The organism is Dyella sp. EPa41, from assembly GCF_016586165.1.
Taxonomy (GTDB): domain Bacteria; phylum Pseudomonadota; class Gammaproteobacteria; order Xanthomonadales; family Rhodanobacteraceae; genus Dyella.
Genome location: NZ_BCPR01000004.1, coordinates 23,289 through 42,683 on the forward strand (window position 1 = coordinate 23,289; position 19,395 = coordinate 42,683).

The 19,395-nt window shown below is 67.1% G+C and carries 15 protein-coding genes; 8 read left to right on the top strand and 7 right to left on the bottom strand.

The genetic code is table 11. The annotated features are described in order from the left end of the window. Positions 1 to 324: 324 nt before the first annotated feature. From JMF82_RS02460 to JMF82_RS02475, 4 genes are all read right to left on the bottom strand, one after another. Positions 325 to 951, bottom strand: coding sequence for a hemerythrin domain-containing protein (locus tag JMF82_RS02460; protein WP_236585257.1), 627 nt, complete (start codon positions 949 to 951; stop codon positions 325 to 327). Positions 952 to 960: 9 nt separating this feature from the next. Beyond that, on the bottom strand, positions 961 to 1,929 hold the full coding sequence (locus JMF82_RS02465; RefSeq protein WP_201312951.1) for a cation diffusion facilitator family transporter: 969 nt from the start codon (positions 1,927 to 1,929) through the stop codon (positions 961 to 963). Positions 1,930 to 2,512: 583 nt separating this feature from the next. After that, the gene (locus JMF82_RS02470) at positions 2,513 to 3,031 is read right to left on the bottom strand and encodes a hypothetical protein (RefSeq protein WP_201312952.1); all 519 of its coding nucleotides are present in this window, start codon (positions 3,029 to 3,031) and stop codon (positions 2,513 to 2,515) included. A 12-nt stretch (positions 3,032 to 3,043) separates the two neighbouring features. After that, complete coding sequence (locus tag JMF82_RS02475; protein WP_201312953.1) at positions 3,044 to 3,439, bottom strand: BON domain-containing protein; 396 nt, start codon at positions 3,437 to 3,439, stop codon at positions 3,044 to 3,046. Between the two features lie 113 nt (positions 3,440 to 3,552). Between JMF82_RS02475 and JMF82_RS02480 the strand changes: the two genes are divergently transcribed. Next, entirely contained in the window at positions 3,553 to 4,137 is a 585-nt protein-coding gene (locus tag JMF82_RS02480) for an alpha-ketoglutarate-dependent dioxygenase AlkB (RefSeq protein WP_201312954.1), read from the top strand. A gap of 3 nt (positions 4,138 to 4,140) precedes the next feature. Here the strand turns inward: JMF82_RS02480 and JMF82_RS02485 are convergent, their stop codons facing one another. From JMF82_RS02485 to JMF82_RS02495, 3 genes are read right to left on the bottom strand one after another with little or no spacing between them, the layout of a single operon-like run. Then, positions 4,141 to 4,800, bottom strand: a complete 660-nt coding sequence (locus JMF82_RS02485) for a hypothetical protein (protein ID WP_201312955.1) — start codon at positions 4,798 to 4,800, stop codon at positions 4,141 to 4,143. Between the two features lie 4 nt (positions 4,801 to 4,804). Beyond that, positions 4,805 to 6,100 (bottom strand): Nramp family divalent metal transporter, encoded by a 1,296-nt coding sequence (locus tag JMF82_RS02490; protein WP_201312956.1) that lies wholly within the window; start codon positions 6,098 to 6,100, stop codon positions 4,805 to 4,807. After that, the gene (locus JMF82_RS02495; protein WP_201312957.1) at positions 6,100 to 6,681 is read right to left on the bottom strand and encodes an isochorismatase family cysteine hydrolase; all 582 of its coding nucleotides are present in this window, start codon (positions 6,679 to 6,681) and stop codon (positions 6,100 to 6,102) included. Before JMF82_RS02495 ends, JMF82_RS02490 begins: the two co-directional genes overlap by 1 nt. 350 nt (positions 6,682 to 7,031) lie before the next feature. Here JMF82_RS02495 and glgA point away from each other — a divergent pair, with 350 nt between their 5' ends. Genes glgA through glgX form a run of 7 tightly spaced genes read left to right on the top strand, consistent with a single transcriptional unit; the run spans position 7,032 to position 19,371 of the window. Further along, on the top strand, positions 7,032 to 8,552 hold the full coding sequence (gene glgA, locus JMF82_RS02500) for a glycogen synthase GlgA (protein ID WP_201312958.1): 1,521 nt from the start codon (positions 7,032 to 7,034) through the stop codon (positions 8,550 to 8,552). A 59-nt stretch (positions 8,553 to 8,611) separates the two neighbouring features. After that, complete coding sequence (gene glgB / locus JMF82_RS02505) at positions 8,612 to 10,768, top strand: 1,4-alpha-glucan branching protein GlgB (protein WP_236585263.1); 2,157 nt, start codon at positions 8,612 to 8,614, stop codon at positions 10,766 to 10,768. Further along, positions 10,768 to 12,510, top strand: a complete 1,743-nt coding sequence (treZ, locus tag JMF82_RS02510) for a malto-oligosyltrehalose trehalohydrolase (protein WP_201312960.1) — start codon at positions 10,768 to 10,770, stop codon at positions 12,508 to 12,510. Before glgB ends, treZ begins: the two co-directional genes overlap by 1 nt. Beyond that, positions 12,507 to 14,468 (top strand): 4-alpha-glucanotransferase, encoded by a 1,962-nt coding sequence (gene malQ, locus JMF82_RS02515; protein ID WP_201312961.1) that lies wholly within the window; start codon positions 12,507 to 12,509, stop codon positions 14,466 to 14,468. The genes treZ and malQ overlap by 4 nt, the downstream gene beginning before the upstream one ends. Beyond that, complete coding sequence (treY, locus tag JMF82_RS02520) at positions 14,461 to 17,016, top strand: malto-oligosyltrehalose synthase (RefSeq protein WP_201312962.1); 2,556 nt, start codon at positions 14,461 to 14,463, stop codon at positions 17,014 to 17,016. The genes malQ and treY overlap by 8 nt, the downstream gene beginning before the upstream one ends. After that, positions 17,013 to 17,198 (top strand): DUF2934 domain-containing protein, encoded by a 186-nt coding sequence (locus JMF82_RS02525; protein WP_201312963.1) that lies wholly within the window; start codon positions 17,013 to 17,015, stop codon positions 17,196 to 17,198. The genes treY and JMF82_RS02525 overlap by 4 nt, the downstream gene beginning before the upstream one ends. Then, the gene (gene glgX / locus JMF82_RS02530; RefSeq protein WP_201312964.1) at positions 17,182 to 19,371 is read left to right on the top strand and encodes a glycogen debranching protein GlgX; all 2,190 of its coding nucleotides are present in this window, start codon (positions 17,182 to 17,184) and stop codon (positions 19,369 to 19,371) included. Before JMF82_RS02525 ends, glgX begins: the two co-directional genes overlap by 17 nt. Positions 19,372 to 19,395: the final 24 nt, after the last annotated feature.

Genomic DNA, 19,395 nt, shown 5'->3' on the forward strand with positions numbered 1-19,395 from the left:
TCGCGTCACGGACCATCATTCCATTCACGAAAAACTTCCCGTTTGCCGGGAAAAGCGGCCGCGAAGGCGCCATTTCCGCTGGAAGGACTTCGCCATTGCCGGGTACAAGGCTCACTTCCCTATCGTCGCCGAGGGCGCATGTCGCGCATCAGCATGCGATGCCCGCCTGCACACATTTCCCGTATGCGCCGGGTACAGGCGGCCCATCCATGCACCGGATGCATCCCCGTCGCGCGGCCGCCTTCCCGCCGGCCGCGTGCGACGGTGCTCACGTCCCTGAGCCGGGCGTGGAAATCCGGCAGAAGCAACGCGCCTCTTTCCCGGCTACTCCGCCTTGGCCGCCTTCCACCCCTCGATGACCTCCTGCTTGCGTTGCGTCATGCGCTCCCCGAGTTCCCGCAGGGTCTCCTTGTCGAGCAGGGACCTGGCCTGCTTGAACATCTGCTGCTCCTCTTCCTCGACATGATGCTCGACCAGTTCCTTCAAAACCTTGGCGCGGCCGGAAAACTGCTCGGACGACGGATCCGTCTGCAACAGGCCCGGAAGCACCAGGTCTCCCGCTGCGCGATGCTCCTCCAACGCCTCGTAATACAGCTTCACCTGCTCCTTGTCGCCGGCTTCCCTGTACGCGGGATAGAAGATCTCCTCTTCGATCCTGGTATGCGCGTGCAGGTTGAGATGAATCTCGCGCAGCAACGTGGCGCGACGCTTCACGGCGCGTGTAGTGGTCCGTGCAAGTTCGCCAAGCAGTGCCTTGACCGCCTTGTGATCGTCTTTCAGCAGTTGGATCGCGTCCATGGGGAAGCCCTTGAATCGTCTTGCGGGCGATCGTGCGGGCTTTGCCGTGAATGCCTCGCGGCGCGAAGGAAAAGCTCTCGTCAAAAAGGTGACCGGCATGGATCGGCCCTTCCCGCTCGAATTGCCGAGGGCATGCATGCCGTGATTGATCAAGCGGCTCGCTCAAGAGGCGTCCCTTCCGGTCGTCGAGAGGAGCGGCCACCGGCGAGGCTCCAGGAAGATGCGCTGGATCTCCGGCTGCTGCCGGCGAATGGCGTCCTCGAGCTCGACAATCGCATCCTCAAGCTCCGCCATGGAGAGGCGTTCATCGAACTTGATGCTTACGGCCAACAGGATATCGTTTGGGGCGAAATGCATGGTCCAGACGCGATGTACCTCTCGCACCGCTGCGTGGCCACACAGCAACTGCCTGATCTTCTCCCTCACCGGCCTGCTCGCGGCCTCGCCGGTGAGCAAGCCGCGGATCTCGTTGGCAAGCAGCGTGGCGGTGGCCGCCAGGATCAGCCCGATGAGCACCGAAGCCAGGCCGTCGTACAGCGACCTGCCGCTCCATTGCGTCAACGCCACGCCGATGAAGGCAACCAGCAGTCCCGCCAGCGCCGCCGTATCCTCGAACAGGACGGTAAACACCGCCGGATCCTTGCTCAAGCGCACGGCACGAATCCAACCCAGGCGCCGGCTCTCCTTCCTGAACTCACGCAGGGCGATGAGCCATACCGTGCCTTCGAAGACGATGCCCACGCCAAGCACGATGTAGTTCACCCAGATACGGCTCATCGCTTCCGGCCGAAGGAGCTTGCTTATGCCCTGGTAGATCGATACGCCCGCACCCAGGCCAAAGATCATCACCGCCACCACGAACGACCAGAAGTAGAGTTCCAGTCCATGGCCGAACGGATGGGCCTCCGACGCAGGTCGCGCCGAACGCCGCATGCCAAGCAGCAGCAACCATTGATTGCCGGTGTCCACCAGCGAATGCACCGATTCGCTCCACATCGCCGAACTGCCGGTGAACATGGCCGCCACCATCTTGGACACGGCAATGGCAAGGTTTCCCGCAAGCGCCGCCCACACGACCCTGGTCGAGCGCTGCTTACCAACGGGAGCGTCGCGCGATGCAGGTGGTTGCATGATGTCGGCCTGATTCTCCGGGCGATACCGTCGTGTTCGGCCGCGAGGCGTTGATGGGGGCCAGGCAAACCGCGATCGCAGTGCCGCTTGTCCGGGTCGATGAGCGGCCCGCACGTCTGAAAGTATTGGCCCATGTGATGGCGATGGGTCGACGCGGGGTGACCGGCATCGTCACAGGCAAACGGACCGCTCCCCGCACTGCCATTGCCGCTGGCACTCGCGGACTGCCCGCCCGCATCGCTTGCGGCGGGCGGTGAACGGACTCATGCATTGGCGTTTCACCAGCGTGGTACGGCGCAATAGGTAGCCTGGTTTTGCGCACCGGCCACCGCCCCTGACTTGGGCCGTCCCCTCTCCCAAGCGGCTTCATACTGCCGGTGCGCATCACGGGGCAGCGGGTTTCCCTCTACCTGGCCCGCTGCCCCATTCTCATGAGTGGCCCCATGGCGCGCGCCGCGCCGGTGAGATGGGTTTCCCATCGACATGCCGGTCGAAGCGAGTAGCCGCTTCACGTCGACGATTTGCGATCGCCCCACGGCAATGCCTGTGACCAGCCGGCTGGTCGACTTTGGAGAGGCGCGGCTCAATCCACGCTGGCCTCGTGTCTGCTCGAGATGTCGTCGGCATGGTTGGCCTTGTAGATGTCTTCCACCACCGAACGCTGCTTGCCGTCTTCGGTATGCACCGAGATGAGGATGTTGCCTTCGCGGATCTTCGCGTCGTAGCGCTTGGCCTCGAACTCCGGAATGCCCAGCCCGATGAGCGCGCCCACGATGCCGCCAGCCGCCGTGCCCACGGCCGCGCCACCCAGCGCCGCCATGATGGGTCCCGCCGCGATGAAAGCTCCGACGCCGGGAATGGCCAACGCGCCGATACCCGCCAGCCAGCCCAGCGCCGCACCCACGCCCAGCCCTGCCACACCGCCCGCCGTCGCACCTTCCGGCGCCTTGGTGTTGTGCTCGTGGGCGAAGTCCTTGCTGCCGCGGCGGTCGGGCAGCAATACGGAGATGTCATCGGCGGGGCATCCTGCCTGCTTCAGGTCCAGCACGATCTTCTCGGCTTGCTCGACCGTCTTGGCGATGCAGTAAACGGCGCTTTTCATGGTGATCTCTCCTCAATGCTCGACATCGAGCTGGTTGTCGACCCGGGTCACGCCGGGCGTGCCACCGGCTATGGCTTCAACGCGGGCCTTCTCTCCCGCATCGCGCACGACCCCGCGCAGCGTCACCACGCCGCCAATGGCGATCAGCTTGACGTTGTGCGCCGACGACGACAGCGAGTGATCGCCGACGATGGCCTTGCGCACGCGCGCCGCCAGTTGCACATCGGCCTTGTCGTTGGGCTGGTTCTGCGGCGTGGGGTTGGCGCCATGGGCGTCGCGCTGGTTGGTCTTGCTGTCGTTCGGCGGCGGCCCGGACGAGGTGGCGGTGGCTTGATAGCCAAGGCCTTGCACCGCATATAGCAGGAGCGAGGCGGACAGCAGCAGACCGGTGCATTTGGCGGCTTTCATGGCGGGCGAATCCGTCGGTGACGTGGCTGTGGGTTGTCGCAATCCGTGAGTCCAGCCGTGGTGAATATCCCGCCAAGCCTTAGTCCATGACGCGCTTCTTGCGCACCTGAACCATGACGCAGTTTTCCTTGTTCAACGAAGGCCCCCTCGTCCTGCTGAACGACGCCAGCGGGCGGATCGTGTACGAGGAAAACGTGATCGATCCCGCGACGGCCGACCGCTGGTTCCAGCAGTTGCTGCATGGTGCGATCTGGTCCCAGCAGCGGCGCGTGATGTACGAGCGCGAGCTGGACGTGCCGCGGCTGACGGCCCATTTCGGTTTTCGCGACGAGTCCTGGCCCCAGCCGCTTGCCGACGCCATGGAACGCGTCAGCCGGCACACCGGCCAGGACTTCGACAGCATCGGACTCAATCTTTATCGCGACGAGCATGACAGCGTCGCGATGCATAACGATCGCCTGGCCGACCTGGCTGAAGGCAGGCCCATCGCCTTGCTCTCGCTGGGCACGACGCGACGCATGCTGATACGCAGCAAGGCGGTGCCGCGCCGCCGTTTCGACCTCGACCTGAACCCCGGCAGCCTGCTGTTGATGGACTGGCAAAGCCAGCATCACTACGACCACGGCATTCCCAAACAGACCCAGCCGGTGGGTCCGCGCATCAGCGTCGCGTTCCGCACGCGCCGGCGCGACGACTGAGCATCACAATCCGACGTTGAGCCCGAAGGTGAGCCAGCGGTCATGCGCGGCGACACTGCCGCGGCCCACGATCACGTCCACGCTGTCGTTGTTGCGGAACGTCCACCGCAATCCGATCTGCGAGGTGGCATCGCCGAGCCAGGGGTGAATGTGCTCGGCCACCACGGCGAGATGCGTGGAGAGCTTGTATTTCAGCCCCAGGCCCAGCAGCGTTTGCCATTGGCGATCGCGGGACCAGAACGCGCCGACGTCGGCATGGATCGACCAGCGCCCTTGCCCCGAAGGCGTCCATGTCATCGCCGCATAGGCATTGCGCGAGAGCACATGCCCGTTCGACCAGGTGACGCCGGTGTTGACCGCCATGCCCAGCGGATGCACCGAGGGATCGCGCAGCATCCACTTCACCGCGGGACTCTCCTGATGCTGGTATGGATGGTTCTGCCCCGCCACGCCCAGCGACCATTCCACCGGCCCGGTGCTGCAGGCGGGCAAGGTATTCAGAGCCTGTTGCCCGCCAGAGAACGCCTGCGCCCAGCTCTGCACCTGGCATTGGCCCGCCGGCGTGATCGCGGCGTCGTCGACGAGGTAGGCACCGGCACCCGCATGCACCCGATGCGACCCGACGCCCATCACCACGACCAGCGCCACCGCCCCTTTGCGCACGGCCTCATCCCTTGCCCATCGTGGCGAACATCACGATGGCGGCGATGGCCATCACCGCGGTAGCCAGCCAGCCGAGCACCAGCAACCACCCGCGCACTACTTGCTGGCCCATCGCCTGCCGGCGGCGGCTCACGATCATGATGGCCGCCATCAGCGGCACCGCGCAGACGCCATTGACCACCGCGCTCCAGTACAGCGCCTTGATCGGGTCAAGCGGCGACAACGTCAGCGCCGCGCCCAGCACCATGGCGCCGATGAGCACGCCATAGAACAACTTTGCCTCGCGTGGCGTGTTGTCCAAGCCATAGCGCGCGTGGGCGGCGCCGGCCACGGCGAAGGCAGTGGCCCCAGCCAGCACCGGCACGGCGAGCAAGCCCGTGCTGATGATGCCCAGCGAAAACAGCGTGAAAGCGAATCGCCCGGCGATCGGGCGCAAGGCCTCGGCCGCCTCCGACGTGGAGGTGATGTCGGTCTTGCCATGCGCATGCAGCACCGCGGCCGCCGTGACGATCATGAAGAACGCGATGACGTTGGAAAAGACCATGCCGGCGCTGGTATCCAGGGCAATGCGACGCAAGGCATCCGGCGCCTGCTCCGCGGCGTCGCGCAGCGGCTCGCGCTCATCGCTCTCGCGCAGTTCTTCCACCTCCTGCGCCGCCTGCCAGCAAAACAGGTAGGGGCTGATGGTGGTGCCCAGCACGGCGACCAGCCCGGTCACGTACTGAAGATTCCACGGCGCGCGTGGCATGACGACCGCGCGCGCCACTTCGCCCCAGGGCACCTTGACCGCAAAAACGGTGGCGACATAGGCAAACAGGCTCAGCGAGAGCACCTTGAGTATCGGCGAGTAGCGCTCGAACGAGACGTAGACCTGCAAGGCCGTGGAAATCACCGCGAATGCCATCGCATAGACGATGCCCGGGCCACCCAGCAGCAGCTTGGCCGCGGCGCCCATGGCTGCCAGGTCAGCGCCGATGTTGATCACGTTCGCCACGACCAGCAGCGCCACCAGGAACCACACGGCCGGCCGGGGAAACTGGCGCGCGAGATTATCCGCCAAACCCCGGCCCGTCACACGACCGATACGCGCGCTCACCATCTGGATGGCGATCATCAACGGCGTGGTGACGAACACGATCCACAGCATGGCGTAGCCGAAACCCGCGCCCACCTGCGAGTAGGTGGCCACGCCGCTCGGGTCGTCATCGGCCGCGCCGGTTACCAATCCCGCGCTGAGCCGCTTCCACCAGGGGCTGGACGATGACGACGACGCGGCCGGGTCGTGCGCAGCCCTTTGCATCAGGCGGTTTCCGCCGAAAGCCACGTATCGGCCCGCTCCAGGCGCAATCCCAGGCTGTCGGCCATTTGCAGGAGCGCGCGGGCCTGTCGCTCCTTCGTCGCGCTGGCGACCGCGTCCCTGGCGATGGTGACGCGATAGCCGCGCACATGCGCATCGATGGCGGTGCACATCACGCACGCATCGGTGGCGGCGCCCGCGATGCACAGCTCCTTCGCGCCCAGGTGCTCCAGCAGGGGCACGAGCTGCGTGTGATAGAACGCCGAATGCCGCGACTTGAGCAACACGACGTCGTCGTTCGCCGGGTACAGGACTTCCAGGAGATGAAGAGACGCCGGCAAGCCCTCTCGCCCGGTATAGGCGAGCACACCACGCCAGCTGTCGCGCCAGCGCTGGAAATTGTCGTTGCAATAGACCACCGGCTCACCCCGCTTGCGACACGTCGTGATGAGCGACGCCATGGCCGGCGCAACACGCACGAGCGCATCCGCCAGGGCGGGGCCGTCTTCAAACCGAAAATCGCTGAAGACATCCACCAGCAACAGCACACGCCTTGCCTGCACGGGCGACCGTGTCGCGATCATCGCGCCTCCACTTGCAACCGATGAGCGGACAGTGGCCATGGCGCCGTCCACGCGCGGTATGGCCGACGTGAGAAGGCTGTCGAATGCGCGGTGCGCCTGCCATGCGTCGCACCGACCTCGGCCATGTGCCCGCATGCGTCGCAGGCCGTCGTCATTCGGTCACGCACTCCACATATTTATCGCGCATGCGCCGCTCACGTTCCTTATGGTCGACTTACACGCCGAGTTGATGCGCCAACTCCTAGCGTCTGGGTCATTGCCGCAGCCACCCCTGGTTGCCGCATCTCCCACAACCATGCAGCAACCGGCCGCCGCCAGCGCGTGGCGTGCCGGCGCGAGAAGTACGCGCCATGAGCAAAGCCATTTCGATTCGAAGCACCTCCTCCAAGGACGTCAAGCGGCGCCCCATCGATCATCGACCCAATCGGCCCTCCCGCCCCCGCCACGGGCAGATCAACGCGCTGTTCGTCACCACCGAGATGACCGACTTCGTCAAAACCGGCGGTCTTGGCGATGTGGCGGCCGCGCTGCCGCGCGCGCTCTCGCGCTGGCATGACATGCGCGTGCTGATTCCCGGCTATCCGGCCGTGCTGGAGCGCGCGCCCTCGCTGCGCTGGGTGGGCTGGACCCAGCCGTTCGCGGACCTGCCGGCCGCTCGTATCGGACACATGCGTACCGAGGATGGCCTCGAGGTGTACGTGCTGCGCCAGCCGGCGATGTTCGAACGCGTCGGCTCGCCCTATGTCAGCCCCACCGGCACCGACTGGACCGACAACGCCACGCGCTTCGCCTTGCTTTCCATGGCCGCGGCGCAGATGGCCATGGGCACCACGGGCGTGGACTGGCGCCCTGACCTGCTGCATCTCAACGACTGGCCGACGGCGCTCGCGGCGTCCTACTTGCAATGGGAGGGCTGCCGCACGCCTTCGATACTGACCATCCACAACCTGGCGCACCAGGGGTTGTTCCCGATGACCGTACGCACGACGCTCGGCATCCCGCCGCGCGCGACCGAGGCGGACTACCACGGGCAGATCTCGTTCCTGCGGGCCGGCCTCATGCTGGCTGACCAGGTCACCACGGTGAGCGCAACCTACGCGGAACAGATCGCCACGCCGCTGTACGGCATGGGCCTGCATGCACTGCTCCATCGCCGTGCGGTGCAAGGCCGCCTGAGCGGTATCACCAACGGCATCGACGACACATGGAACCTTTCCGACGATCCCTCGCTGCCCCAAGGCAGCGACCACAGCGCCGAAGCGGTGCGGGCACGTGCACGCGCACAGTTGCGCAGCGAGCTGGGACTGGACGAGCACGAAGGCCCGGTATTCAGCTTCGTCGCGCGCATGGTGGCGCAAAAAGGCATCGACCTGGTGTGCGAAGTCGGTGCGCAGATCGTCTCGGCCGGCGGCCAGCTCGCATTGATCGGCGTGGGTGACGCGGATATGGAAGCGGCGGTGAGGCGTCTCGCCCGCCGGTTCCGTGGCCGCGTCGCCGCATCCATCGGCTTCAGCGAGCCGTTGGCCCGGCGCATGTTCGCCGGATCGGACTTCCTGCTGATGCCGTCGCGCTTCGAACCTTGCGGCCTGAGCCAGATGTATGCGCAGGCCTACGGCAGCCTGCCCATCGCGCACGCCACCGGTGGACTGCTCGACACCATCGAAGACGGCGTGACCGGGCTGCTGTTCTCGCAACCGCGTGCGATCGACCTTCGCCAGGCGTTGCAACGGGCCTTCCGCATCTACGATGAAACCGAACTGCTCCAGGCCATGCGTCGCGCAGCCATGGCCCAGCGCCACGACTGGGCTGGCCCGGCACGGCAGTACAGCGCCTTGTATGCGAAGGCGGTGGCCCAGCGTGCGGCAGCCTGATCATGGTGTCGAGCGTGCAAGTCGCTTCGTCGCGCAGCAACGGTACGGACAACGCCGAGTTGGCGCGCATCGCGACCGGCACGCACCAGGATCCGTTCGCGTGGCTGGGGCCGCATCGGCACGATGACAGCTGGTCGGTGCGCGCGTGCCTGCCCGGTGCGCGCCACGTCGATGTGCTGGATGAGCGAGGCGCGGTGTGGGCCAGCGCCACCCAGGAAGTCGCGGGCGTCTTCGTTGCCCGCGCCAGGTCCGATCCGGGGCGCTACACGTTGTGCGTCCAGTGGGAAACGATGGAACAAAGGCTGATCGATGCCTACGCTTTTCCGCCACTGCTCGACGAAAGCATGCTGCAGGCCTTCCACGAAGGCAGATTGCATCATTCCGGGCGGCAGCTGGGCGCCTACCCGACGGTGCTGGACAACGTGGCCGGCGTGCATTTCGCCGTATGGGCACCCAATGCGTGGCGTGTCTCCGTGGTGGGCGATTTCAATGAATGGGACGGGCGTCGCCACGTGATGCGGCTGCGCCACCAGGCCGGCGTGTGGGAGATCTTCATCCCCGGCGTGCTGGCGGGCGAGCGCTACAAGTACGAACTGCTCGACCGGCAGGGACAACTGCTGCCATTGAAGGCCGATCCGTACGCGCTGCGCATGGAGCACCCCCCGGCCTCGGCGTCGATCGTCGCCGTGCCGTTGTCGGTGAAATGGCACGACACGCACTGGCGTGCGCAGCGCGCCAAGCACCAGCGACGCGATGCGCCGCTGTCGATCTACGAGGTGCACGCCGGCTCGTGGCGCCGCAAGCCCGGCGGCGGCGCCCCCGACTGGGACATGCTGGCGCGCGAGCTGGTCCCGTATGTGCAGGAGCTGGGCTTCACGCACATCGAATTGATGCCGGTGAGCGAACATCCGTTCGGTGGCTCGTGGGGTTACCAGCCGCTGGGCATCTACGCGCCGACGGCACGCATGGGCGACGCGGATGCGTTCGCCCGCTTCGTGGACTCGTGCCATGTCGCCGGGCTGGGCGTGATCATCGACTGGGTCGGCGCGCACTTTCCCGACGATCCGCACGGGCTCGCGCGCTTCGACGGCACGGCGCTGTACGAGCACGCCGATCCGCGAGAGGGCTTCCACCAGGATTGGCACACGCTGATCTACAACTATGGTCGCCGCGAAGTGGCGCAGTACCTCATCGGCAGCGCGCTGTCATGGATCGACCGCTTCCACGTCGACGGCCTGCGCATCGACGCCGTGGCGAGCATGCTTTATCGCGACTACAGCCGCAATGAAGGCGAATGGGTGCCCAATCACCAGGGCGGGCGCGAGAACCTCGAAGCGATCGAGCTGCTGCGCGAACTCAATCGCCTGATTGCCGAGCGCCACCCCGGCGTGCTGGTGATCGCCGAGGAATCCACCGCCTGGCCCGGCGTGACCGCGCGACTGCAGGAAGGCGGCCTGGGTTTCAGCTGCAAGTGGAACATGGGCTGGATGCACGACAGCCTGCGCTACATGCGGCGCAACCCCATCCATCGCCGCTACCACTACCACGACCTGACCTTCGGCATGACTTACGCCTACGCCGAACGCTTCATCCTCGCGCTGTCGCATGACGAGGTGGTGCACGGCAAGGGCTCGCTGCTGCGGCGCATGCCGGGCGACCATTGGCAGCGCTTCGCGAACCTGCGCGCGTACTTCGGCTTCATGTGGGCGCATCCTGGCAAGAAGCTGTTGTTCATGGGGGGCGAGCTGGCCACCTGGCACGAATGGGACCACGACGGCGAGCTGGACTGGCGCCTGTGCGAAAACCCCATGCACGAAGGCGTGCGCCGCCTGGTCGCCGACCTCAACCGCGTGCTGGTGAACGAACCGGCGCTGCACCAGGAAGACGATCATCCGCGCGGCTTTGCCTGGGTCGTCGCCGACGACGCCAGGCAGTCGGTGTACGCCTTTGTCCGCTATGGCAGCGAGGGGACCGCGCCCGTGCTTGCGGTGAGCAACTTCACGCCGCAGCCGCGGCATGGCTATCGCATCGGGGTACCCGAGGCGGGCCGATGGAGCGAACTGTGCAACACCGACAGCTCGTTCTACGGCGGCTCCAACGTGGGAAACAACGGCGTGATCTCCACCCTGCCCCAACCCAGCCACGGGTACGCGCAGTCGTTGACGCTCACCCTGCCGCCGCTGGCCACGTTGATCCTGCGCGCGGAGGACAGCTGATGGCGGCTGCGAGCTGGGGCGCCTCGCCGCTGCCTTCCGGGATGACCGAGTTCCGCCTGTGGGCACCCGCCGCCCGGGAGGTCACCGTCGCGCTCGAGCACGGCACGGTACCCATGCGCGCGCTGCGCCACGGCGTGTTCGTACTGCGGACCAAGGCGGCCGCTGGCGATGGCTACCGTTTCCGCATCGACGGCGAAGATGTGCCCGATCCGGCCGCGCGCGCGCAATTGGGCGACGTGCACGGCCCCAGCCTCGTGGTGGACCAGGACAGCTACCAGTGGATCCACCAGGGTTGGCGCGGCCGCCCCTGGCACGAAGCGGTGATCTGCGAAATCCATGTCGGCTGCATGGGCGGATTCGAGGCCGCGACCCGGGAGCTGCCATTGCTTCGCGAGGCCGGCTATACCGCCATCGAACTGATGCCTGTCGGCGAGTTTCCGGGCCGGCGCAACTGGGGCTACGACGGCGTGCTGCCCTATGCGCCCGAAGCGAGCTACGGGACGCCCGATCAACTGAAGGCGCTGGTCGATGCCGCGCATGGGCTCGGCATGATGGTGCTGCTGGACGTGGTCTACAACCACCTGGGGCCCAGCGGCAATGCGCTGCCGCGCTACGCGCCGTCGTTCTTCCGCCCGGACACGCCCACGCCCTGGGGGCCCGCCATCGACTTCAGGCACGCCCGCGTGCGCGAATTCTTCGTCGAAAACGCCTTGATGTGGCTGCGCGACTACCGCTTCGACGGCTTGCGCCTGGATGCCGTGCACACGATCCATCCGGCATCCTTCCTGTACGACATCGCCACGCGCATCCGCAACGGCGTTGCGTCCAACCGGCACGTGCACCTGTTGCTGGAGAACGAGCGCAACGATCCCCGCCTCCTCGAACAGGCCTATACCGCGCAATGGAACGACGATGGCCACAACGCGCTGCACGCGCTGCTTACCGGCGAACGCGAGGGTTACTACGCCCATTTCGCCCGACGCCCCCTCGAGCAGACCATGCGCATGCTTGCCGAAGGCTTCGTCTACCAGGGCCAGCGCGACCAGCACGGCCGCCGTCGTGGCAGGCCGAGCGACGGATTGCCGCCCGAGGCATTCGTGCTGTTCCTGCAGAACCACGACCAGATCGGCAATCGACCGCTCGGCGATCGGCTGATCACGCTCATCCCGCGCGAACGCTGGCGCGCGGCGATGGCACTGGTGGCGCTGTGCCCGATGGTGCCGATGTTCTTCATGGGCGACGAATGGGCGTGCGACACGCCCTTCTTCTATTTCACCGACTACCACGGCGTACTGGCCTCGCAGGTGCGCGAGGGACGACGCAACGAATTCGCCGCGTTCTCCGGCTTCTCGGACCCGGGACGACGCGCCCTCATACCCGACCCCAACGCCCGCGCCACGTTCGAGGCCTCATGGCCCAGGGGCGGCGATACGGCAGCGGCCTCGGCCATGCGCCGGTGGTTTCGCCGCCTGATCGACATGCGCATGCAGCATCTGGTGCCCGCCATCCATGGCTGCCACGCGCTCGGCTGCGCCCTGCTCGGTGGCCGTGCGCTGGTGGCGCGCTGGCGACTGGCCGACGGCGCGTCGTGGTCGCTTGCCTTCAATGTCGGCGCCTCCACGTTGCGCTACAAACCCGGCCCTTATGCCGTGCGCATCCACCTCGAGGCCGCGCAGCCTGGCCTGCTCGAAGACGAACTGCCGCCCGACAGCCTGGCCGCCTGGCATGAGCCGCCACCGTGACAGCCGCCGCGCTGCAGCAGCGGGCACTCGCCGCCGGCATCGAGGTTTCGTGGACCGATGCGCAAGGCCAGCGCCGCACGCTTTCGGCCGACACCATCGATGCGCTGCTGCAGGTGCTCGACCCGCATCCGGCACCCGATCACCCGATGATGCGCGTCGTCATCGCCGGTACGCCGCTGGGGATGGCCGACCCGCCGCGCGAGGCCTTCAGCCTGGACACGCGTCGCCCGGTCGCCCTGTCGCAGGATGCGCAGGGGCGGAGGCACGCGCCTGACCACCCCGGTCATTACCTGCTGGATCTCCGCTCGCGCGAAGAGCATCTAGCGGTCGTGCCGAGCCGTTGTTTCGGCGTCGACGACCTGGCGCCGCGCGACAACGGGCGCGCCTGGGGTGTAAGCGCCCAGGTCTATGGCTTGCGTCGCTCGGACGATGGCGGGCTGGGTGACAACCAGGCGGTGGCCGCCGTCGGGCGGCATGTCGCGGCCGCTGGCGGCGACGCCGTGGCGCTGAGTCCGCTGCATGCGTCCGCACCGCCGGACGCGAACTTCAGCCCCTATTCGCCCTCGCATCGTGCTTGGCTGGACACGCTGCAGATCGCACCGGCGCAGGTAGCAGGCACCGACGCGCTGCACGATGCGCTGGAGCACAGCGGCCAGGCACAGGCATGGGTGCGGAACGAGCGGGCGCCGCTGATCGACTGGCCCGCACAGGACACCATGCGCCATCTCGCATGGGCCAGTCTGGTGGACCGATGGGGGCAACGGCCGGACGTACGTTCGATGTTCGAGGCCTTCATGCGGCGTGTGGGAGACGAGCTGTATCCGCATGCCTTGTTTGCGGCGCATCAGCGACTCGCACGCACGCGCGGCGAAAGCGTCGACTGGCGCTCGTGGGAAGCCGGCTGGGCCGATTCCCAAGGTGCGCTCGTGCGGGATTTCGCGCAACGACACGCCGCGGCGATCGAACGCGAGTGCTTCCTGCAGTGGCTGGCGGCGCAGTGCTGGGAACAGACGCAGACCCAACTGCTCGGCGCGGGCCAGCGCATCGGCCTCACCTGGGATCTCGCCACGGGCTTCGACCCCGGCGGCAGCGAAGCCTGGCAACACCGCGGCCTCGTGCTGGAGGGTGCGCACATCGGCGCGCCGCCCGACGCCTTCAATCCCGACGGCCAGGACTGGGGGCTGGCCACCCACGCACCCCACTCGCTGCAAAGCAGCGGCTACGCACCCGTGCGCACGCTGCTCGACAGGATGATGACGCGAGGTGGAGGCCTGCGCATCGACCACATCCTCGGCTGGGCGCGGCTGTGGCTCGTGCCCACCGGCATGTCGCCACGCGATGGCGGCTATGTGCGCTATCCGCTGCACGACCTGCTGGGCCTGCTGGCGCTCGCCTCGTGGCAGCACCGCTGCCTGGTGATCGGCGAAGACCTGGGTACGGTGCCCGCCGATCTGCGCAAGACATTGGCGAGCCGCGGCGTGTATGGCATGGACGTGCTGCAGTTCATGCGCGACTCGCGCGGCTCGTTCATGCCGCCATCCCGCTGGCGTGCACAGGCCGTTGCGATGAGCAGCACGCACGACCTGCCACCGCTTGCCGGATGGCGGGCCGGCACCGACCTGGCCGCACTCGCGCGCGTGCATTCGTGGGACAGCCGCGGGCAAACCGAGGCGTTGCAACGCCGGCACGCCGACATGGTGAAACTGGACCATTTGCTCGACCGGTTTCCGGCGAACTCGTCCGGACATGCCGCCTTGCGCGTGGTGGCCGAAAGCGCGGCGCCACTGGCGCTGTTTCCGCTGGAGGACGTACTGGACGAACGAGAACAACCCAATGTCCCGGGCACCACCTCGTCGCAATATCCCAACTGGCGCCGCCGGCTGAACTGGCGGGTGCCAAAGCTGGATGCGACGCTGCGCTGGGTCGCCGGCCATCGCCGGGGACGTGTCCATGGTTGAGCTGCTGTCGACGGCACGCCTGCAGCTGCACCGGGGTTTCGACCTGTGGCACGCGCGGCGGCAGGTGCCGTATTACCGCGAACTGGGCATCACGCATTTGTACCTGTCCCCGATCGCCGAGGCTCGCGCGGGCTCGACGCATGGCTATGACGTGACCGACCCGACCGTGGTGCGTGCCGAACTGGGCGGGGAAACCGCGATGCGCGCACTGGCCGATGCGCTGCATGAGCACGACATGGGCGCCATCCTCGACATCGTCCCCAACCACATGGCGGCGGACACGTCCAATCCGTGGTGGCGCGATGTGCTCAAGCGAGGCCCTGGCAGCCGCCACGCGCGCTTCTTCGACATAGACTGGGATGCACCCGCTTCGCCCGGTCGCGTGTGGCTACCGTGGCTGAAGGGTCCGCTGCACGAGGTGCTGGCGCGCGGCGAACTGCGCATTGACCGGGCCGACGGCGCGCAGCTTTGCCATGCCGACTGGCGCCTTCCGCTTGCCGAAGGCAGTGACGAAGGCATCGACGATCGCGATCCATCCGCGCTTCGCACGCTGCTTGACCGGCAACACTACCGGCTCGCCTGGTGGCGCAGCGCGGGTGACGTGGTCAACTACCGGCGCTTCTTCGACGTCGATGGTCTGGTCGCGCTCGACATGGACAACGACGAGGCTTTCGATGCCACGCATGCGCTCCCGCTGCGCCTGCTGGCGACGGGCATGGTCGACGGCCTGCGCATCGACCACATCGATGGCCTGGCGCGTCCACGGCACCACCTGGAGCGCCTGCGTCGGGCGCTCGCTCCCATCGCCGAGCGCCGCAACGCGCCGATCAGCCTGCATGTCGAGAAGATCCTTCGCGATGACGAAACACTGCCCGGTGACTGGCCGGTGGATGGCAGCACGGGCTACGACGTGATGGATCGCCTTGGCGCCATCCTGCACGATGCGCGCTCGGAGTCGACCCTCGCGCTGGCCTGGCGCGAGACCAGCGGGCGCCGCCTGTCGTTCGCCGGGGAGGAATGCCTCGCCCGCCACCAGTGGATGCGGCGCGGACTGCGCAGCGACTTCTCGCGGTCCATGCGCGCCTGGCAATGCTGCCTGGACGCATCGCGCGAGGCTGGCGATCTCACTCGCGAATCCCTGGAACGCGCGGGTGCCGACGTGCTGGCGCACATGCCCGTCTATCGCACCTACCTGGGCGCGCACCCACCGGGTGAGACCGACCGCCGGGTGCTCGTCCAGGCGTTCGCCAACGCGGAACGACAGGGCCACCCCGACGATCGCGAGGCGCGGCAATGGCTGTTCAAGAACATCATGGAAGAACCACCACCGCGGAGCACTTGGCATGCGTCCTGGCAAACCGCGCGAAAGCGTTTCGAACAGCTCTCGGCGCCGCTTGCCGCCAAGGCCGTCGAGGACACGGTGTTCTATCGCTATGGCGTGTGGCTTTCGCGCAACGAAGTGGGCAGCGATCCGACCCGGTTTGCCTTGTCGCCCGAGGCCTTCCACCAGCACATGCGACAACGCGCTGCCGACGGCGCACGCAGCCTGTCGGCCACGGCCACGCACGACCACAAACGCGGCGAAGACGTGCGCGCCCGCATGGCGGCCTGGAGCGAGCGCCCGGAGCGATGGCAGGCCCTGCTGCAACAGGCCCTGCCATTGCTGTGCCGGCCTGGCGAACCCGTCGCGCGCGGCGACGTCGCCATGCTGCTGCAGACCCTGGTCGCGGCGTGGCCGCTGGCGCTCGACGCGTCCGACTCGGCGGGCGTCCTGCACTATTTCGGACGCGTGCTGGCATGGTGGATCAAGGCGCTGCGCGAGGCGCGCCTGCGTACACGCTGGACACGGCCCGACGACGCCTACGAAACCGCTGCCACCGCCCTGCTGCAACGACTGGCCAGCGATGCCGCGTTGGCGCCGCTGCTGGCGGAGGTGGCGAAAACCGCACACTGGCTCGATGCGCCCGGCGCGCTCAACGGCCTCGTGGCCGTCACGCTGCGCAATACGCTGCCCGGCGTACCCGATCTCTATCAGGGCTGCGACTACTGGGATCTCTCGCTGGTCGATCCGGACAATCGCGCCCCGGTGGACCACGCCGCGCGCAACGGCACGCTGGCGCTGGCCTTGCCGCCAACGGAGTTGATGCCACGCTTTCGCGACGGCGTCATCAAGCAGGCCCTGCTCAGGCGCCTGCTGTCGGCACGCCGCGCACTGCCCTCGCTGTTTTCACGGGGCGATTACCAGCCCTGGATCGCCAGCGGCCCTGCCGCCGAACACGTGCTTGCGTTTACGCGCCGGCTCGGCGGCTCGATGCTGCTGGTGGCCGTGCCGAGGCTGTGCATGCACTGGATGGACGGCCAGACCTTGCCGCGGGTGCCCGCCGAGGCCTGGCGCGATACGCGCCTTCATCCACCCGACGGCGTGAGGTTTCGCGACCTGCTCGGCGAACGCGCGCTGTCGACACACGATCACGCAGGCTTGCCACTGTCGCTGCTGTTCTGGGAATGGCCGGTAGCGGTGTGGCACGCAACCACGGAGGAACCATGAGCACGACTGCAGACCGCGAAGAGCGCATCCGCCAGATGGCGCACCGCATCTGGGAATCGGAAGGACGTCCCTACGGACAGGACGAACGCCACTGGCATATGGCCGAGCGCCTGGTGGAGGCCAACGAGCGGGCCGTATTCGAAGCCGGGGACAGTGAACCGCCGCATGACCCGGAAGCCTAGCCCGGTCGACAGCATCGACGTGCACGACGCCGCGCCCCAGCCGGCGCGCCGCCCGTCGCGCGTCCGCGAAGGACTGCCCTTCCCGCTTGGCGCCAGCTGGGACGGCCTGGGCGTCAACTTCGCGCTTTTCTCGGCCAACGCGACACGCGTGGAACTTTGCCTGTTCGACGACGACGGTCGCGAGACGGAGCGCATCACGTTGCCGGAGCACACCGATGAGGTATGGCATGGCTACCTGCCGGATGCCCGGCCCGGCCAGATCTATGGTTATCGCGTGCACGGCCCCTACGAACCCCAGGCCGGGCATCGTTTCAATCCGAACAAGCTGCTGCTCGATCCGTATGCCAAGCAGATGGTCGGGCAGCTGCGTTGGCACGATGCGCTGTTTGGCTACGTGATCGGCCACGCCGACGGCGACCTCAGCTTCGACAAGCGCGACAGCGCGCCGTACGTGCCGAAGGCGCGCGTGATCGATCCCGCCTTCACCTGGGGCAGCGAGCGCCGGCCGCAGATACCGTGGGACCACACCGTCATCTACGAAACCCACGTACGCGGCTACACCATGCGTCACCCACGCGTTCCGCCGGAACTGCGCGGCAGCTTTGCCGGGCTCGCCGTGCAGGAGGTGATCGACTACATCAAGGGCCTGGGCGTCACCGCCGTCGAGCTGATGCCCATCCACGCCTTCATCGACGACAAGCATCTGCTCGATATCGGCCTGCGCAATTACTGGGGTTACAACACGCTGGGCTTTTTCGCGCCGCAGCCCCGCTACATGGCGACCCATACGGTGGCCGAGTTCAAGGAGATGGTGGCGCACTTCCACGATGCCGGCCTCGAAGTGCTGCTGGACGTGGTCTACAACCACACCGCCGAGGGCAACGAATATGGCCCCACGCTCTCGCTGCGCGGCATCGACAACCAGAGCTATTACCGCCTCGCGGAAGATCCTCGCCATTACATCAACGACACCGGCACGGGAAACACGCTCAACCTCAGCCATCCGCGCGTGCTGCAACTGGTCACCGACTCGCTGCGCTACTGGGCCAGGGACATGCGCGTCGACGGCTTCCGTTTCGACCTGGCGACCATCCTGGGGCGGGAATGGCACGGCTTCGACCAGGGCGGCGGCTTCCTCGACGTCTGCGGACAAGACCCCACGCTCGCGCGCCTCAAGCTGATCGCCGAACCCTGGGACCTGGGCCCCGGCGGCTACCAGGCGGGAGGCTTTCCGCCGGGCTGGGCGGAATGGAACGACCGCTTTCGCGACACCGCGCGCTCCTACTGGCGTGGCGATGAGGGACGACTGGCCGAACTGGCGACGCGACTCACGGGCTCCGCGGACCTGTTCGACCGGCGCGGCCGTCGCCCGTTTGCCTCGGTGAACTTCATCACATCACACGACGGCTTCACCCTCGAAGACCTGGTGAGCTACGACGACAAACACAACGAAGCCAACGGCGAAAACAACAAGGACGGCGCCGACCATAACCTCAGCTGGAACGGCGGACACGAAGGCCGCACCGACGATGCGGCCATTCTCGCGCTGCGCGCACGCCAGAAGCGCAACCTGCTCGCCACGCTGGTGCTGTCGCAGGGCACGCCCATGCTGCTGGCGGGCGATGAGTTCTCGCACACGCAGGACGGCAACAACAACGCGTATTGCCAGGACAACGAACTGAGCTGGCTCGACTGGCTCGCCGCCGAGCGCAGCAGCGAGCTGTCGGCCTATGTGCGGTACCTGCTGCGCATTCGCCGCCAGTACCCGCTGCTGCGGCGCAAGCACTTCCTCACCGGCAAGACCTTCGACGGCATGGATGTGCGTGACGTCACCTGGCTCACCCCCGAAGGCGACATCATGGAGCAGCCGGATTGGGAGGACCCCGCGCGCGGCACCGTAGGCATGCTGCTGGATGGACGCACCGCGGAAAACGCCAACCGCAGGCCCGGCGGGGAATACAGCCTGCTGCTGCTGGCCCATGCCGGCGCCGAGCCGGTAGCGTTTCGGCTGCCGCCATCGCCCGGAGCGGGCGACTGGCAGCTGCTGGTCACCAGCGAACCTCGCGTGCCCTATGGCACCTACCATGCCGGCAATGAGCCCTTCATCCTGCGGGCGAGAACGCTTTGCCTGCTGCGCGCCCGTGTTGGCCGCCGTCATCGGAAGTACTTGTGATGGCATGTCCGGCCATGGAGCGCG

Coding starts and splice junctions, on each gene's coding strand:
- JMF82_RS02495 (WP_201312957.1), bottom strand. CDS start 6,681: ATGATCGCGACACGGTCGCCCGTGCAGGCAAGGCGTGTGCTGTTGCTG.
- JMF82_RS02475 (WP_201312953.1), bottom strand. CDS start 3,439: ATGAAAGCCGCCAAATGCACCGGTCTGCTGCTGTCCGCCTCGCTCCTG.
- JMF82_RS02525 (WP_201312963.1), top strand. CDS start 17,013: ATGAGCACGACTGCAGACCGCGAAGAGCGCATCCGCCAGATGGCGCAC.
- JMF82_RS02470 (WP_201312952.1), bottom strand. CDS start 3,031: ATGAAAAGCGCCGTTTACTGCATCGCCAAGACGGTCGAGCAAGCCGAG.
- glgX (WP_201312964.1), top strand. CDS start 17,182: ATGACCCGGAAGCCTAGCCCGGTCGACAGCATCGACGTGCACGACGCC.
- glgA (WP_201312958.1), top strand. CDS start 7,032: ATGAGCAAAGCCATTTCGATTCGAAGCACCTCCTCCAAGGACGTCAAG.
- treZ (WP_201312960.1), top strand. CDS start 10,768: ATGGCGGCTGCGAGCTGGGGCGCCTCGCCGCTGCCTTCCGGGATGACC.
- treY (WP_201312962.1), top strand. CDS start 14,461: ATGGTTGAGCTGCTGTCGACGGCACGCCTGCAGCTGCACCGGGGTTTC.
- JMF82_RS02480 (WP_201312954.1), top strand. CDS start 3,553: ATGACGCAGTTTTCCTTGTTCAACGAAGGCCCCCTCGTCCTGCTGAAC.
- JMF82_RS02490 (WP_201312956.1), bottom strand. CDS start 6,100: ATGCAAAGGGCTGCGCACGACCCGGCCGCGTCGTCGTCATCGTCCAGC.
- JMF82_RS02465 (WP_201312951.1), bottom strand. CDS start 1,929: ATGCAACCACCTGCATCGCGCGACGCTCCCGTTGGTAAGCAGCGCTCG.